The sequence below is a fragment of the Bradyrhizobium sp. sBnM-33 genome (assembly GCF_032917945.1).
Lineage (GTDB): Bacteria > Pseudomonadota > Alphaproteobacteria > Rhizobiales > Xanthobacteraceae > Bradyrhizobium.
Map to the genome: position 1 here is coordinate 2,477,791 of NZ_CP136624.1, position 14,292 is coordinate 2,492,082.

At 58.4% G+C, this 14,292-nt stretch carries 14 protein-coding genes; 9 read left to right on the forward strand and 5 right to left on the reverse strand.

What is annotated here, in order from left to right:
- Positions 1 to 4: 4 nt before the first annotated feature.
- On the reverse strand, positions 5 to 1,438 hold the full coding sequence (locus RX328_RS11445; RefSeq protein ID WP_249726831.1) for a TIGR02677 family protein: 1,434 nt from the start codon (positions 1,436 to 1,438) through the stop codon (positions 5 to 7).
- Positions 1,439 to 1,885: 447 nt separating this feature from the next.
- Here RX328_RS11445 and RX328_RS11450 point away from each other — a divergent pair, with 447 nt between their 5' ends.
- Complete coding sequence (locus RX328_RS11450) at positions 1,886 to 2,215, forward strand: hypothetical protein (protein ID WP_213253688.1); 330 nt, start codon at positions 1,886 to 1,888, stop codon at positions 2,213 to 2,215.
- Between the two features lie 129 nt (positions 2,216 to 2,344).
- On the opposite strand, the gene RX328_RS11455 is transcribed toward RX328_RS11450, so the two are convergent.
- The 3 genes from RX328_RS11455 to RX328_RS11465 form a co-directional block, all read right to left on the reverse strand.
- Positions 2,345 to 3,580, reverse strand: a complete 1,236-nt coding sequence (locus tag RX328_RS11455) for an IS701 family transposase (protein ID WP_213253689.1) — start codon at positions 3,578 to 3,580, stop codon at positions 2,345 to 2,347.
- A gap of 385 nt (positions 3,581 to 3,965) precedes the next feature.
- On the reverse strand, positions 3,966 to 5,213 hold the full coding sequence (locus RX328_RS11460; RefSeq protein ID WP_213253690.1) for a type II toxin-antitoxin system HipA family toxin: 1,248 nt from the start codon (positions 5,211 to 5,213) through the stop codon (positions 3,966 to 3,968).
- Positions 5,206 to 5,538 (reverse strand): helix-turn-helix domain-containing protein, encoded by a 333-nt coding sequence (locus tag RX328_RS11465; protein WP_108523282.1) that lies wholly within the window; start codon positions 5,536 to 5,538, stop codon positions 5,206 to 5,208. The genes RX328_RS11460 and RX328_RS11465 overlap by 8 nt, the downstream gene beginning before the upstream one ends.
- Before the next feature lie 140 nt (positions 5,539 to 5,678).
- On the opposite strand from RX328_RS11465, the gene RX328_RS11470 reads away from it, so the two are divergent.
- The 6 genes from RX328_RS11470 to RX328_RS11495 all read left to right on the forward strand — a co-directional run bounded on the left by RX328_RS11470 (position 5,679) and on the right by RX328_RS11495 (position 10,779).
- Positions 5,679 to 5,984, forward strand: coding sequence for a hypothetical protein (locus tag RX328_RS11470; RefSeq protein ID WP_108523281.1), 306 nt, complete (start codon positions 5,679 to 5,681; stop codon positions 5,982 to 5,984).
- Positions 5,981 to 6,346: a helix-turn-helix domain-containing protein gene (locus tag RX328_RS11475; RefSeq protein WP_108523280.1), complete on the forward strand. Its 366-nt coding sequence runs from the start codon at positions 5,981 to 5,983 to the stop codon at positions 6,344 to 6,346. The genes RX328_RS11470 and RX328_RS11475 overlap by 4 nt, the downstream gene beginning before the upstream one ends.
- 58 nt (positions 6,347 to 6,404) lie before the next feature.
- On the forward strand, positions 6,405 to 7,067 hold the full coding sequence (locus tag RX328_RS43465; RefSeq protein ID WP_410734043.1) for an ImmA/IrrE family metallo-endopeptidase: 663 nt from the start codon (positions 6,405 to 6,407) through the stop codon (positions 7,065 to 7,067).
- Positions 6,980 to 7,681, forward strand: coding sequence for an IS630 family transposase (locus RX328_RS11485; protein ID WP_410734044.1), 702 nt, complete (start codon positions 6,980 to 6,982; stop codon positions 7,679 to 7,681). The genes RX328_RS43465 and RX328_RS11485 overlap by 88 nt, the downstream gene beginning before the upstream one ends.
- Before the next feature lie 439 nt (positions 7,682 to 8,120).
- On the forward strand, positions 8,121 to 8,321 hold the full coding sequence (locus RX328_RS11490) for a hypothetical protein (protein ID WP_145963801.1): 201 nt from the start codon (positions 8,121 to 8,123) through the stop codon (positions 8,319 to 8,321).
- Positions 8,308 to 10,779, forward strand: a complete 2,472-nt coding sequence (locus tag RX328_RS11495) for an ATP-binding protein (protein WP_213253691.1) — start codon at positions 8,308 to 8,310, stop codon at positions 10,777 to 10,779. The genes RX328_RS11490 and RX328_RS11495 overlap by 14 nt, the downstream gene beginning before the upstream one ends.
- 165 nt (positions 10,780 to 10,944) lie before the next feature.
- On the opposite strand, the gene RX328_RS11500 is transcribed toward RX328_RS11495, so the two are convergent.
- Positions 10,945 to 11,262 carry an ATP-binding protein gene (locus RX328_RS11500; protein WP_213253692.1) on the reverse strand — a complete coding sequence of 106 codons (318 nt, stop codon included), beginning with the start codon at positions 11,260 to 11,262 and terminating at the stop codon, positions 10,945 to 10,947.
- A 575-nt stretch (positions 11,263 to 11,837) separates the two neighbouring features.
- On the opposite strand from RX328_RS11500, the gene RX328_RS11505 reads away from it, so the two are divergent.
- Together RX328_RS11505 and RX328_RS11510 are read left to right on the forward strand one after the other, a co-directional pair.
- A complete protein-coding gene (locus RX328_RS11505) occupies positions 11,838 to 12,269 on the forward strand; it encodes a DUF6894 family protein (RefSeq protein ID WP_213253693.1) in 432 nt (143 codons plus the stop codon).
- Between the two features lie 916 nt (positions 12,270 to 13,185).
- Positions 13,186 to 14,256, forward strand: a complete 1,071-nt coding sequence (locus RX328_RS11510; protein ID WP_213253694.1) for an endonuclease/exonuclease/phosphatase family protein — start codon at positions 13,186 to 13,188, stop codon at positions 14,254 to 14,256.
- The last annotated feature ends 36 nt before the right edge of the window (positions 14,257 to 14,292 follow it).

The following is a 14,292-nucleotide window of genomic DNA, read 5'->3' on the forward strand; positions in this document are numbered from 1 at the left end:
TTTCTCATGTCGGCGTGATCGTGATTAAATGGTCGCGCCCGGCAAATACGCCGCGCGGCGTATTGATCACAGCGCGGCTATCGACTGCGAGTGGCGAGAGGTTGATATGCAATAATCCGTCGCCGGTTCGCCGTTCCGCGCTGGTGTTCGGACCGGCCTGTTCGGTCAGCACCTCACCGAGCAATCCCAGGAACAGACCGAAGGCATGAATGTCCAGCTCGGCGAGATCTGAAAGGCGTGTGGGCTGACCGGTGGCGAGGTGCTTGCGCGCCGCCTCGACCTGCAGCGACTCCTCGGCGAGTTCGCGCGCCAGATGTGCGCGGGCCTCACCGCGATCACGCACCCGGGGCATCACGCCGCGCGGCGCGGCCTCACCGTATTCGCGTAGCCGCGGGTGAATCGTCAGTGGTGGCGCGTCGGCCCAGCGTGTCGAGGCCGGCAGATCGGCGTCGGCGTTGGGATTCAGCGAGAAATGTCGTGCCGGGTTGAGCGCGAAGGCTGCGCGCGCCAACCGGTGCGCCTCGCCATCGTTGCTGCAGGCAGAAAACCAGCAGGCGAGCATGCGGAAATCCGCGGAACGGTCGCTGCGCCCGCTGCGGCGCTCGTTGAGCGCGGCGATCGCTCCTAGCAATTGCGGAATTGCCGACCGTGCCCTCGCCCGCAACAGTTCGGCTTGTGAGGGTTCGTGGCCGGTACGGAAGAACCAGCCGCGCAGACCTCTCCAGCGTTCGCGCCAGGCATTCAAGTGAAGGGTCCGCGCGTCGGCCCGATCCTCCGCATCGCCGGGGGCTGCATCGCGTGCATCGCGCGTGGCGACCTGCTGTAGCAATGCGTCAATGCTCGGTTCCAGAGCGAGGATATGTCTGGCGATGGTGTCGGAGCGGCGCACCAGATCGCCCATGAACCGCTCCAAATAGTCGATTAGCTGGCGCTTGTAATTCGCTACCGCAATCGCCTCGGCCTGTTGCAACTCAATGCTGCGTGCGACGCCGGCCATGAAAGCCTGCGCATTTTCAGCAAGGCCCTCGAAAACGCGCACCAAATCCCGCAGTGTTTCGTGGATCTTCGCGACGTCGGCTTCCGCCTCGTCCGCCAGCGTTTGAAGCGCCTGCAACCGGTTTGCGATGTCTTCAAGCGCCACCGTTTGCAGTTCGGCGCGCCGTTGCAGTGTTTGCACGAAAAGCGCCAGTGCCACTTCGACAGCCTCCCCGCCCTGCGAGAGACGATACAGGAAGCGTGCACGGTAGAAATCGCTGAGGCTGGAAACCCGCGCCGTGTCAGGATGCGATTCAAGATTGCCCCAGGCGGCAAGCTGGGCGAGCGCGGTGTTGACGTCCTCAATTCGCGGTGGTGCATCTAACCATCGGGCTTCGCTCAGTACTTCGTCAGGTCTTAATTGCAGACGGTATTGCCGTTTGGCTGCTGCAAAGACGTCCATGATGCGGCGGTAAAATTCAGATTTCTCGGCACTCACATGCCTGAACAGCTCGGCTGAATCGCTGACGGCTCGCATCGGGCTTCTTCCCAAAGGTCTTCCACTGGAGTTGCCGGTTCGCGCGAACACGATAATGCATTTGTCTGTTCGCTGCAGCCAAATTGGGTTACCATCCACGGTTCGTGGATCGGGCGCGGGCTAGCTTCCCTGCATGCGGCTGAAACGCGTTTACTGTTGGGGTACATGGTCAGCCTTTCATCTGAGGTGATCCGTAAATTATATAGTAATTTCAATTACATATGAATTCGTAGTTTTAGTCTGAGTGGCGTGCCATTCTTCAATGACCGAGCGAACGCCTCTCCGGATTTGTCTCTTTTTCGTCTCCGCATTGCGGAGCTCCATGCTTCAGCCCACCTGTTAGTCCTATCCTCTTTCGAGGGACGGTTGCCGATGAGCCAGGAATCCAAGACGGCTGGCGCGCAATACGCTAGTTACCTGCGACTGCTGCCGCAAAGCGTCGTTGAAGCCAACAATCGTCGCGCGCAGGCACACGCGCAGAACGCGGCCGACGCCTTCGCTAAATTGTTCGCAGAGGGCACGTGCCCGGTCTGCAAGAACGCAATCACCTCGTATACGAAAGACGCGCCCTGGCTGCTGAGGCCGGAAGGGTTTGAGAAGGACGATTTCCCGAGAATAGCGGAGCGCTACGCGGCCGAGCGCATCAGCTATTTGGATGCTGCTCATTTCGCCCCTAACATTACAGTTGCTTTTTTGCTTTGAAGTGCGCGCGCTGAGCGACGGCCTGGTGAGCTCTGCGCCAGCAAGACCATGCGATGATGTGTGCGGGCTGGATGCGCTTTCGAGCGAGTCTGATGGCAATGCGGCGGATTTCCTGGATTGACCAACGGATCAGTGGCGCCGCGGTAATGTTTTGGCTTTTGCCGGGGGGCGTCGTTTTGTTTTTTTGGGCGGTGGCGGGTTAGCGCGATGCCGGATCGCGGCCATCATGGCGAAGGCGAGCATCACCAGGGAGACGTGACGGTGCCAGCCATGCCAGGATCTGCTCTCGTTGTGATCGAGCCCGAACTCGTTTTTCGCGGTTTCAAAACTGTCCTCGATCGCCCATCGATGGCCTTCGACCGCGACCAGCGTTTCAATTGATGTTCCCGCTGGGCACCAGGTGGTGAAGAAGGCGAGGTCACCATCGGCGATGCGACGACGGATCAGTAGACCGCGCGTCCACAAACCATCATTTGCACTGTTGAATGGCTCGGCCTCGAGGTCGGCCAATTCGAGATAACACCAATCGTGCAGCCGCGGTCCTTTGGTTCCGGCTCCCGCCGACAGGCGCTTCCAGTCGGATGAGCGCCGCGTCCGGGCGATGTCGGCGGCCGTACCGGCGACCGGCGGTCGTTTGCCCCAGGATCGAAACACATGAGCGCTGCTGATCCCAAGCACGTAGCCTTTGCCGGCCCGACGTAGTTGCTGTTCGATGTCGCCAACGCCGTAGACCGTATCACCGGCAACCCACTTGAATGGTACAGACGCGGCGATCGCGCGTGCGATCATCCTCGTCGCAAGCTTTGGTTTGGTCGCAAAGCCGACATCGGCAGGCACGTAGGCGGCTTCCAGACGATCCGGATCGTCGGTCCATTCCTTCGGAAGATACAGCGCGCGGTCGATGAACGCATGACCATGGCGCGAAACGTAGGTAGCGAAGCCTCCGATCTGGCAGTTCGTAATCTTGCCTGCCGAACCCGTATATTGCCGCGCCACTCCGCACGACGCTTTGCCTTGTTTGAGAAAGCCGGTCTCGTCGATCACCAGCACTGCATCGTCATCCGCCAAATGCTCGATGACATGGTCGCGCACGATATCGCGCAGGGCATCAGCGTCCCAATCCCCACGCCCCAGAATTGCTTGCTGCCGCCATGGGCCAGGATCGCCAGCCGCCTCCGCCCGCTTCCAACCGGTCTTGCGCTGCTCATCTCCGAGCAGACCTTCCAGGAACAGGCCGGCATTCGTCGCCACACGCTCTTGCGTGAACACCGGACGTATCCGTTTCCTGATCTCTCGAAGCGACGCCGCCCACAACGCAAGCGTCTCCTCAATCGACGCTGCTTGCGTCCACGACCTCCGAATCATGGTTGCCCATGGATTCAGACATTTCCCAAAGAAGCAACTGTAATGCTAATTCTGAACATCGCTTTCAAGGTTGAATTCATGTCGTACTTGCGGCCGACTTGGACGCGATTCATCAGATCAAGTTCAAGCTCGCCGTAATCAAGCAAAAGGCGACCTATGACGGCCATCTCGTTTGGAAATGTGCTGTGGATCGGAAACATTATCGTCTGCGCCCCTTAAGACCAACTGATAGCTAGCCTAACGATTCATGGAATGGCCATGACCGTAGCCGTCTAGCGCCGCTGAAAGCGAATGTCCAAGTTCAAATGATCTCGGAGTGGTGTTCTTTCGGTCGCGCTACGTCTTTGGCAGATCATCACCAGCAATGCTCCGGCGTAGGTTCTCGTCATAGCGCCAAGGCTCGTTTGAGATCGTCGTGTTCGAAGGCGCTGGCCATGCGGTTGATCTCAGCCGATCTGGCGCCGACTGCTTTGGCGCTATCACGCCAGGTCGTCGTCACCGCCGCGACTTCTTTAATAGTTGCGCGGGCTTGCACGAGGGTGAGGCCGAAAAACTCCGAAGCGGCTTCCAGCAAGTCGAGTGAACAGGTGCCTTCGTCGAGGTCGATATTTGTTGTCAGCACGCGTGCTTTGAGATCCGTCGGCACCGGGTTGAGGTCGTAGGCGGGAGAGAGCGTCCAGCCCGCCTTACCGAGCCAGAGGAAGCCGTGGTTACGGAGGTGATCGTCGACATTGGAGATGAGCACGTTGAAGACGACGCGCCGATAGAGTGCATGGGCGTCGGTTTTTCCTTGCGCGCCATGTTGCGCAAGGGCGTCGACTATCTCCGGATAGCTGCCCCGCTCGCCGTCTTTGGCGCCCATCATCGCCATGGCCGACAAGAATGGGATGCGGGTCGCGCCGGTGCGGTCGAAGCGACGCGACAGCATGACCGGTTTGCCGGCCACTTCGATTAATTCATGGTGCGGAGTAGCGATGCCGGCCTGACCAGCCAGCCGCAGCGCGATCTCCTCCCAGGTCTCCATGCTATAGTCGTCGGTCTCCTTCGGGAATTTGGCGATGGAGAGGTTGCCATGCTGATCAACGACGGATGCTTTCGGCCGTGCTCCGCCGAGAGAGGAGCCGGGTGCGAAGATAAGCTGGAGATCCTCGTCCGTTTCCTCGTCCCGGAGAATCCGCTCGGTAATCTGCAGGAGCCGTCCGAGTTCGATCAGGGCAGGGACGGCGGCGCGGATCGGCGCCTGGAAAGTCTCTTGCCCTGCCCAGCGGAATCGTAGCGCGCCGAGACGGGTTTCATCGGCGACGCCAAGCAGGTAATCGCTCTCCGCCAGGGTGCGAACTGCGCGGCCCTCGCGTTCAGCTAGGCGGCGTTCGCAGCGTTGCATCAGACGTCGGCCCCAAGTGTCGGGTGCGGAGTCGCCGATGGAGCCGAAGATGGCTTGGCCGGGTGGTGGCGCGAAGCCGCCGCGCGTCAGCTTGAGGGCCGGCTCGATAGAGAAGCGATCAGGATCTTCGAGCCACTCGGGCGCATACTCGAAGACGACTGTTTCGTTACCTCGAACGCGGTTGCTTCTGGCCAAACCGACGCGCCGCGTGCGGCCGTCCAGCTTGATGTGGACTTCGAAATCAGCCATTGTCGGCTCGGGCGGTTCGCTTGAGGTGGATATGTTTGGGTAGCTCTGCGCTGGCCAGCGCCTGTCCGACTGGGTCGTTGCTGATGTCGGCGACCTGGCTCAGACGGTCGAGCAGGCCGAGCGCCTGGAGGACGCCGGCATAAATTCCGACGCTTACATTGGTGTCCCCGGCTTCAACTTTCTGGAGCGTTGAGCGGGAAGTGAATGCGCGCTCGGCCACGACCGCCATCGGCAGCCGTCGTCGCCGGCGGGCATCGTGAATGTCCGTGCCGAGCTTGCGCAGGGCCCGCCGCACAGCGGCAGGAGGATTATGTGGAGTAGGCATTTGTCACCTTCGTACTACAGATTGGCAAAATATGTAGCACGAAGATTACATTTTTACTAGTCGGCTGGAAGGATCGACAGCCCCTTGAAAATCCACGAATGTAAGATTATCTTACCATATGTCGGATCAAGGAGGCTTCCATGGACCCTGCTACCCTTAAGGAAAAGCTAATCGCTGTTCTCAGCCAGATTCAAGCTGACAGCGGCTTGGAGTGCCCAGCGCTGAGTGGCGCGATCAAACCGGTTGAGACCTTGCCCAAGTTCGACAGCAAGGTCTGGCCCGTCGCGACCACGATCCTCGCCACAGAGATCAGCGCGACGATCCCGAACGACGTCAATATCTTCGTCGACGAGACCACCAAGCTTCCGCGCTCCATCGACGAGACGGCGATCTTCGTCTGTGACCTGCTCAAGAAGCAAAGCGAGAAGGAAGCGGCCGCGGCATGACCGAGCTCGATCCCGCGAAGCGGGCCCAGATCGCTGATCGACTAAAAGAGGCGCGCAAGCTGTCCGGCTTGTCACAAGGCCATGTCGCCAAGATAATCGGCCTGCACCGTCCTTCCATCACCGAGATCGAAGCAGGCAACCGCCGTGTCTCAGCCGACGAACTCGTCCGACTTGCAGAGATCTATGACGTCAGCGTCGCCTGGCTGCTCGGCGAAGCGCCCGAGACGCTCGACGTTCAAGATCCGCGGCTTGAGCTTGCCGCACGCGAACTCTCCAAACTCAAGCCAGATGATCTGGAACGTTTGCTTAGGCTGTTAGCGGCGATGCGCAACGATTCCACCGCGAACGGGGACGATCGCTGATGAGTGTGACGCGCACCAAAAACCCAGCTTTGATCGCCGCGCCTTGGCGACCCAGGCCATGCAGGCAGCCACGGCCACGCGGGCGAAGGCCCAACTCGACCAGGCCGGGCCGATCTGCATCTACGGGGTATGCGAGACGCTGGGCGTCGTGGTGCGCTTCAACAACATCAACATGGAGGGGATGTATCAGCGCGGCCTTCCTCCGCGCATCCATCTCTCGGCCCGACGGCCGCTACCGCGGCGCACTTACAATTGCGCGCATGAGCTCGGCCATCACGTGTTCGGCCATGGCTCGTCGATCGACGAGCTGCGCGAGGATGCGAAGGCGCACCCTTGGGAGGACCCAAAAGAGTTTCTGGCGGACACGTTTGCGGGCTTCATCCTCATGCCAATCATCGGCCTGCGCCGTGCCTTCTCGGTCCGGCGCTGGGCGCCGGAAACGGCGACGCCGGCGCAGATCTTCACCATCCCCTGCGAGTTCGGCGTCGGCTATCCGCATGAGTTGTGGACGACGCGGCTCTTGGCGCGCCATGCGCGCGAACACGGGCCGGCGGCAGGGCATGCGTGTTTGGCCATTTGGTCCAGGGAACGGTGTGCAAGATCCTCGGCCGGGAGGAAATCAAGCCGCACAAGGTGCGTTACTATCTTGAAAATCGCGACGCCGAGTTCGAACAGAAGATGGCGGAGGTCCTGTGCGTCTATCGGGAAGTCGAAGTCCTGAAGAAAGCCTCTGCCAAGGGAAAGAAGAAGCGGGGAAAGCCGGTGACGATCGTTTCCTACGACGAGAAACCGGGAATCCAGGCCATCGCAACGACGGCACCGGATTTGCCGCCCAAGCCTGGTGTCCACGCCACCTTTGCGCGCGATCATGAATACAAACGCCATGGCACGCTCAGCCTGTTGGCTGGGATTGATCTGCTCACCGGCAAGGTCCACGCCCTTGTCAAAGATCGCCATCGCAGTCGAGAGTTCGTCGAACTCCTCAGGCTTATCGATGACGCCTATCCGTCGAACACTGCGATCAAGTTGATCCTCGACAATCATTCCGCGCACATCTCGCGAGAAACCAGAGCCTGGCTCGCCACTCGACCAAGCGGGCGCTTCGAGCTCACCTTCACCCCCAAGCACGGCTCGTGGCTCAATCTCATCGAGGGATTCTTCTCCAAGTTCGCCCGTTCAGTCCTCCGCCACATCCGGGTGGCCTCAAAACATGAATCAAGGAGCGCATCATGGCCGGTATCGACGACGTCAATCGCCATCCGGTCATCCACACGTGGTCCTACAAACTCGCCGACGCCGCCTGATATGATTCGAACCAAGAAAACGCTAATCTAGATTGGGATGCCGCCGGCGCCGACGAGGGGCAGATTGGGCTGGAAACACGCTACGAGGCGGTGGTCGAGCATCCAGAACTTGGACGCCTGACGTGGTCGCTCTGGCAGGGGTCGAACTTTGGCCTAGAAATCAAGATTTTTTAGAGCCGCATCAATGATTTAGCTTGCTTTATCGAGCGGTCTTGATGGAAGATCGTGCCTTCCACTTAATCCGACTGCCGCTTCAGAAAGCGCTTTATTGCCATGGTATTAGATGGTTTGTCGCGATCTGGTGATGCACTGTCGAATTGCTTGTATGGCATATGAAATTTGGAAAGGAGGGAAGCACGCTCAGATTTAGTCCTGTCTATGGTACAACGACAGATGATTGGGTCGTCTGAAACTTGGCCATGGATGATCAGTCTCCGCCGCCAAGAGCAACAGAAGCGTAATGAAGCAACATGGCAATCACCGATCCGCCCTTCTCTGCAACGGTGACCTCAGTCTTTGATGCCTTTGTGAAACGGCTCGAGGATCACAAGGCACTTTCGGCCGAAGCGCTCGCAGCTCTTCGCCAGGCTCTCGACCAGCACAAGCTGGACGCGGAGAGCCTGCGCGATGCTATTTTTACCTCAGCGGGGTCAAGCAATGATCCAGATTGAGGAAATCGAGATTGTCGAGTTTCGCGGAATCCGCCACCTGAAGCGTGCGCTGGGTCGGAAAAGTTTCGGTATCGCGGGGCCGAATGGCACCGGCAAGAGCGGAATCGTCGACGCGATTGAATTTGCTCTGACGGGCAATATCACGCGCCTCGGTGGAGCCGGCACCGCCGAACTCAGCGTTAAGGCCCATGCGCCACACGTCGATGCGAACAAGAAGCCGGAAAAAGCCCTTGTTCGCCTCAAGGTCTATGTCCCCTCGCTTAAGAAAAGCTTCGCGATCGAACGGACCGTCAAGAACGCCGGTACTGCCGAGCTCAAGCCGAGCAATACTGAAACCAAAGCCATTCTTGCGCAGCTCGAAACCCATCCCGAATTTGCGCTGTCTCGCCGCGAGATCATTAAGTACGTCCTCGTTCCTGCAGGCAAACGATCGCAGTATGTCCAGGAGTTGCTGCGCCTGGCCGAACTCGAAAAAGTGCGTATGTCGTTGCAACGCGTCGCGAACGACGCCAAGCGCGATCAGGTAAGGACCGAAGCCGAAGATCGGCGGACAAAGGCTGATTTTTTCAAGCATCTCGGGTTTGCGAACCCGAAGAAGTCCGACCTGCTTGACGGAGTCAATGCTCGCCGCGCCGTGCTGAAGCTCGAGCCCATCACGGATCTTGCCCCGAAGAATGCCTTGAAAGCTGGCGTCAATGTTGAAACTGGACAGGGTTTGCAGCCACCCAAGTTCTCCAAACTTGGTGCCAAGGGCGATCTTGAACTGTTCATGCAGCAGTTGGCGGCTCCGCAGGAAGCGGCCATCGCGGGCGGGAAGGCTGACTCGGTCACGGCGCTTACTCAACTCACCAACGATCCAGCCCTCCTAAAAATCGTCAAGCAGCGGGCGCTCATTGAGCGGGGCCTCGAACTCGTCGAGGAAGATGCGTGCCCGCTCTGCGATATCACATGGGATGTGGCGCTGTTGACCGAGCATCTACACGAGAAGATCGCAAAGGCCGACGCCGCGGCAGCCATCCTGCAGCAGCTTGCCGTCGCCGTCGAACCACTCGTGGTTCACCTGCAGGCCATCATGCGTGAAGCCGGCAAGGTGACGGAATGGTGTGAGAAGGCCACCCCCCCGATCGATGCTGCGCCGCTTCGCGCGTACGCGAAGGCAGTCTCTGGTGACCGCGCCGTTCTCGACAAGGTCGTTCGCGACCCGGCGGCGATTGCAGACGCCTTGCAAGCGCTTGGTCGGCTGGACGCGCCGTCTCCGCCCGAGCTGCTTGACGCCACCAATGGCTTGACGGCGTATATCGATACGCTCGCCGATCCGTCAAAGGAGGAAGAAGCGAAGGAATTTCTGATTGTTGCTCAGGAAAAATACGACCAATGCCGCAAAACGCAACGGGACTTGACCGATGCTATGCAACAGGCGGAAACGGCGGCTGCTGTGCTGAGCCACTACGGCATGGTCAGCACCACCATTCTGGAAGGGATCTACGACAAGGTTCAGAAGGACTTCACTGATTACTACAGCTTCATTAACCGTGATGATGAGGCCAAATTCGAGGGCAAACTGTCGCCATCGTTTGGTAAGCTTGCCTTCGACGTCGACTTCTACGGCCGGGGTAAATTTCCGCCGGGAGCCTATCACAGCGAGGGCCATCAGGACGGCATGGGCCTTTGCCTTTATCTCGCCCTCGTGAAACACACGCTCGGCGATGGCTTCACGCTCGCCGTTCTGGACGATGTGCTGATGTCGGTCGATGCCGGGCATCGCCGTGAAGTTTGCGCGCTGCTCAAGCAGAAATTTCCAAATACGCAATTCATTCTAACCACCCACGATGGGGTGTGGCTCAAATTCATGCAAAGCGAGAAGCTTGTTCAGGGCACGCTGAGCTTCGGCGGCTGGACCGTTGACAGCGGACCGCAGGTCTGGAACGAGGGCGATGTCTGGTCGCAGATTCAGGATTATCTTGCAAAAGGTAATGTTCCGACTGCTGCCGGCACCCTGCGGCGTTACCTGGAATTTGCCTCAACGATCCTTGCGGACAACTTGCGAGCCCGTATCGAGTACCATGGAAATGGACAATACGATCTTGGCGACCTCTGGCCCAGCGTGCTTGCGGCGTGGAAGGCCCGTCTCCTGGAAGCCCGCGATTCTGCCGCTTCCTGGGGCAAGAATGTGCAAGACGCCGAAACACTCCAGGTAGAATCCAAGAAGAGAGTTGCGGCCACAAAATCGGAGGAGTGGATGATCAACAAGGCCGTGCACTATAATGCCTGGGCGGACCTGCAGCCTACGGAATTTTCTGCGGTGGCGACCGCGTTCCAGGGACTGCTCCACCTGATGCAGTGTCCCAATTCCGATTGCGGTGAGTTCCTCTGCGTCTCGCCCATCAAGGGTGACAAGGAAGTACTCCGGTGCAGCTGTGGCACCGTTAGCCTCAATCTCGTGCCCAAGAAGAAATGATTAGCCGCCTGGCTGCAAAGCGGGTTTTGGGGCGCGGGGGGATGATGCAAAGGAGCAATTCTACAAAATTGCAAATGTAGCTTTGGTTATTGTAAGTCATTGAAACAGAAGCAAATCCAGAGAGTGATAATATAGATTACGGAAAGTGGTGGGGATCTCCGACCCTCAAGCCGCCTCCGACCGCGGGGTTGGCGAGTTCGAAGCGACCGGCAGAGTCACAATGCTGACCGCATCGTCGAGGGTTTTCCGGGCCACGTCGACCAGATGTTCGTGGCGCGTAAAGAATAGCACCTGAGTCTTCTTTGCCAGCTCATCCAGGACGCGGAAACCGGCGGCAGCACGCTTTTCGTCGAAGTTGATGAACAGATCATCCGCAATGAACGGCAGGGGGTCGGCGTGGTCGAGATAATCTTCGATCGCAGCAACCCGCAGAGCGAGGTAGAGCTGATCCGCGGTTCCGGTGCTCATGCCGGAGACCGGCACCCGCCCCTTCCATCCTGCTTGATCCCGGCAAGTTGCACATTGTCGTGCTCGTCAAGTTCAAGCTGTAGCTTCTGGAACGATCCGCAACTGAGGATAGCGAAGATCGCTGGCGCGCTTGGGTATCGATGCAGTCGGTTTCTTCGATGAACTTCAGCGCGAAATATGAGAATTTCGCCTGATATATGCGGTGCCCAGGAGAAATTGGCTACTTTTTCTTCTTCATGACGAGGTAAGTTTTCGTTTGTGGACGGTGCCCGATCGAAGGGCTCGGTCGGTCTCCCGGATGTAGGCTCAAGCCGAATGAGCGCACGCAGCAACAACTTTATGTTGGATGCCGAGCTGGATGCTACCAGTGAGAGTCAAGCTCTTCGCGCCCCGTCCTTAGCTGCCGCAAGATTGGCGGATCACGATGATCTTGCGGCGGAACTCCACCTGTGCACGCACAGTGAGTCAGCGACTCCGGAGTTCCAGTACCCGGGTGGGGCCCAAAGAAGATGAAGATGCGCGATTGCCACGAACGCTTTGAGTATCGCCCAGCAGCGACAAGCTGCGCCGTCTGTGACGGAAAGATTGGCATGATCAGATACTACTCATGGCGGGCGACGCCGTGCTCCAAGAAGTGCCTGGACCGCTTCAAGGCACGCCGGGAACGAGACCGCCGCTGGCTGTTTCGATTTGAGGCGGTGGCCATGCAGCAGCACCTCAAATGCGGCAGCAAGATCGATCTGGAGCTGCAAGATCTGTTCGACGGCACGACACGTGAGTCGCCGATGAAGAGGTACTATTTTGATATCCGCGACGGCAGCCAGTTCATCCGCGATGATGAAGGTGCGGAGCTGCCGAACATCGATTCTGCTCGGGAAGAGGCGACCACTGCACTCTCGGAGATGGCCCGCGAATGGGTCAGAGGCAGGCCGCAGCACCGCATAGCAGTTGAAGTTCGCGATGATCATGGCCCTATTTTGGAGGCGAGCTTTAGCTTTGTGATGAAACCGTGCGCGACGTGAAAGCCAGCGGTTGGGATCGAAATGCAATTTTCGACGCCGATTGACAGCCGAAATCGCGGGTCATCAAGCGTTTTCACACAACCAAGACCTACAGCAGTCCGGCGTGCGGCCTAGCGGTCGTCACGCTTGTGTAGAGCGTAATCCTCACAGTACCATAGTCTTGACGCCGCTGCCTTGCGGACACGATCGCGAGACTACCACCTGCCGCTGCATCATTCGGATATGTCGTTGTCCGCGCGGTTGACCAGTCTGGTTAGAAGCGCGAATTTTGCGCCGGAAAGTAGCTAGCGCGGCCAAAGCGGAGGACCGTCCGCTGATTGACGTCGTGCGCAGCATGGAGGATGCAAAAGTGACCACGCTGGCCGAGCTCGGGCCGAGCGTGGTACAGCAGGTAGTGCGACAAGGACGAGGGCAGCGCGTCGTCTCGGATGAGTCCTCAGAATAGCGCCTCCGAGGCCATCGATGAACGACGCGGGCCCTCTCTCCGACCTGGGAGGCACCGGTCCGGAGCTACCGATAGATTTCGGTTTTGGACTATCAAGGAGTAAGAACTTTGCTTAACCTGCTTGGGTTGAACAATTTATAGTGGTAACGGGTCGGGAGACACCGTAATGATTTTTAAGAGATGCCGATGCGCGCAAGCGGATTGCGGCGGACTCCGTTGACGCCGTCAAGCGGGGACACGGCATATCCTGTACCGTCGCTGTCCACGTCACCGCTCAGGAGGCAAGATAGATCGATGCCGTCGCCGCGCATTCTGACAGCGATGTTGTGCACTGGCTGAGTATGCAGTCGCCAAGCGCAGATTGGTCCGGTAGACGCTGAACCAGCGTTAAAGCATCTGTAGCGAAAACTTGTAATCTTCTCGTCATAGTTGTATCTTAAAAATGCGATTTTGGATTCGAGGGGCTCGTCCATGAAGATGATCGCGCTTGTTGCTTTGTGGATTCTTGGCTTGTCGGCTTCCTCCCTCGCGCAAGACATCAATTGCGGTGCAAAAGGGCCTGATCCGAAGCCGAGTGAGATCAAGCTCATTTCGTGGAATATCGCCGAATTAGCGACGGCAGTGAGGGTCTATGATCGTCTCCTCCGCTCGGAAGATGAATTCAAGGACTTGCGGCTCTATCGTGAATGCAGCGACGGCCACGTCTACGCCATGCAGGAGATCGCGAGCCTTCGCGCGCTCGCGCGCGTTTTCCCACCATCCCAGTACATTCTCTGCATTTCCGGGCAGACCGTTGCGGACCAGCGTGGCCTGGCGCCCGATTATCCTTTCAACCAGCTTTCGGATATCAAGCCGCAGTGCGTAACCGACCCGACCTCAGCCGTGAGTACTCTGCCGGGCGAACTCACCAATCCTGCCAGGCAGTATGTTGCTTTAGCAATCAAGCGATCTTCTGGCGTTTCACTCGGAGATACGAGGGACGTCGTGGATCTTGGGCCAAAAGACCCGGCAACTGACCACCAGACCCGGTGGGGGCTCGACATTACCTTGAACAAAAATGGCGCTCTTTTGCGGCTACTCGTCGTGCACATGAAGTCTCGCTGCAACGAAGATCCCATCGAAGAACCTTCAGATAACGACCACTGTCCAGCGCTCTTTCGTCAGCTGCAACCGCTTAAATCCTGGATCAGGGCAGCGCATCAGGGCGGTGGGCCGGTTATCGTTGCCGGAGACTTCAATCGCAGGTTCGACCGCGAAAGCCCTGAGATAAAGACGACTGATATGTGGGATGTGATGTCTGGCGCGTCCACGTCGAGCCCTGACGATGACGTGAAACTTACCCATATCCCTAAGAACAAGGAGTTCAAGTGCTGGCCTACCGAGCCTGCCAGCCAACGCTTTTCGATAGATTTCTTTGTCTTGAATGAGAAGGCCGCTGCCCTTGCGGACGCGGGATCATACTGGAAATGGCGATACGCAAAGACATTGAAGAGGAAACGCCGCGTTCCCGTTGGCCCAGTGATCATTGCCAGATTCAACTGAACCTTAAGTTTCCATGATTGACGCGAAGTGCCGTTT